Here is a 1741-nt window from a genome sequence, read left to right on the forward strand (position 1 = left end):
GGTCGGACGGGGCGACTGACGCCCGTCGCCCTGCTCGAGCCGGTCGACGTCGGCGGCGTCACGGTGTCGCGGGCGAGCCTGCACAACCCCGAGGAGATCGCCGAGAAGAACGTGAACATCGGCGACACGGTCCGCGTCCAGCGCGCGGGCGACGTGATCCCCTACGTCGAGGAGGTCGTCAAGAAGGGGAGCGAGGGGCACTACGAGATGCCCGAGACGTGCCCCGTCTGCGATAGCCCCGTCGAGCGCGACGGGCCGATCGCGTTCTGTACCGGCGGGCTGGGCTGTGACGCGCAACTCCGGCGGTCGATCGAGTACTACGCCGGCGACGACGGCCTCGACCTCGAGGGACTCGGCGAGAAGAGCGTCCGCCAGCTCGTCGACGCCGGCTTACTCGCGTCCGTCGCGGATCTCTACGAGCTCGAGCGCGATGATCTGCGGGCGCTCGAGGGCTGGGGCGAGACCAGCGCCGAAAACCTGCTCGAGGAGATCGAGAGCAGTCGCGAACCGCCGCTTTCCGATTTCATCTCCGCGCTCGGCATCCCGCTCATCGGCCCGACGACGGCACGGGAGCTCGCCCGCGAGTTCGGCAGTTTCGCGGCGTTCCGCGAGGCCGCCGAGGATGACCCCGATCGACTCGAGGACGTCGACGAAATCGGCGACACCGTCGCCGAGACGATCCACGAGTTCTTCGCGAGCGAGGCGAACGCCGCCGTCGTCGATAGCGTACTCGAGCACGTCTCCCCGCAAGAAGTCGGCATCGACACCGGCGGCGACGAACTCGCGGGACTGACGTTCGTCTTCACCGGCTCGCTCGCGGAGATGACCAGAGGCGACGCGCAGGAACTCGTCGAAACCCACGGCGCGAACGCGACGGGAAGCGTCTCAGGAAACACGGATTACCTCGTGGTCGGCGAGAATCCCGGCCAGACGAAGCGCGATGACGCCGAGATCAACGACGTGCCGATCGTCGACGAGGACGAGTTTCGTGAGTTACTCGCAGAGTACGAGATCGATCTCGAGTAGCCGCTCGAGATGGGCGTGAGTACTCCCGAGACACTCATTCTCCGTCCGTTTCCAGATGATCATCCACCGCGGTGGCGCGCGCTGTAGTGCGGTGAGTCGACGACGAACCGCACTGCGAACTCGTGCGAGGGATGAGCGAACGCTAGTGAGCGAATCGGCTGGGGAGGGTGTGGCTTCTCCGTGTTGCCAGCAGGAGCAGAACACGTGATTCGAATGGGTTAGCTACAGAGAGATAACGAAAACTTCGCTGATGGATGGTTGATTACCGACGAGTGAGCACCACGAAGACCGCGATCACGGCGACGACGACGCCGATAATCGTCGGGACGAGCTGTCCGGAGCCCCACTCCCAGCCCAGCACCTGCGTGCCGACGATCGCCACGAGCGCGACGGCCGCGCCGATCGCTGTCACGAGCGGAGACGAGTTCCGGCCGAGCGAGAGTGCCATAATAGACTGTTGCCGGTTTGACACCATAAATATACTGGCGAAACCCGCTGCGATCGCTCAGGTCGGCAGACGCTCGGCGATCACCACCAGCGCTCCCGTCCCTGCGCCGCCCCCTCGAGGACGGGCAGCGTCACCGCCTCGAGGTCCGGAAACGCCGTTCGAATCTCCGCAAGTCGCTCCTCGTGACGTGCCCGCCGCGACTGACAGCGCGGACAGCCGTCGTGGGGGTCCTCGAGCACCCGATTCACCACCAGCCGCTCGACCGAC

At 65.8% G+C, this 1741-nt stretch carries 2 protein-coding genes and 1 pseudogene; 1 reads left to right on the forward strand and 2 read right to left on the reverse strand.

Annotated elements, in window-relative coordinates; translation table 11 throughout:
• A partial coding sequence (locus tag PGX04_RS00870) for a helix-hairpin-helix domain-containing protein (RefSeq protein WP_273736790.1) occupies positions 1 to 1026 on the forward strand: 1026 nt, incomplete at its 5' end.
• A gap of 262 nt (positions 1027 to 1288) precedes the next feature.
• Here the strand turns inward: PGX04_RS00870 and PGX04_RS00875 are convergent.
• Together PGX04_RS00875 and PGX04_RS00880 are read right to left on the reverse strand one after the other, a co-directional pair.
• Positions 1289 to 1474, reverse strand: coding sequence for a multidrug transporter (locus PGX04_RS00875; protein WP_226039697.1), 186 nt, complete (start codon positions 1472 to 1474; stop codon positions 1289 to 1291).
• 57 nt (positions 1475 to 1531) lie between these two features.
• Positions 1532 to 1741: pseudogene (locus PGX04_RS00880) on the reverse strand (ArsA-related P-loop ATPase); the annotation flags it as partial.

It is taken from the genome of Natrinema soli (genome assembly GCF_028618695.1).

Excerpts from the sequence above, each read along its gene's own strand:
- PGX04_RS00875 (WP_226039697.1), bottom strand. The coding sequence starts at position 1,474 with ATGGCACTCTCGCTCGGCCGGAACTCGTCTCCGCTCGTGACAGCGATC.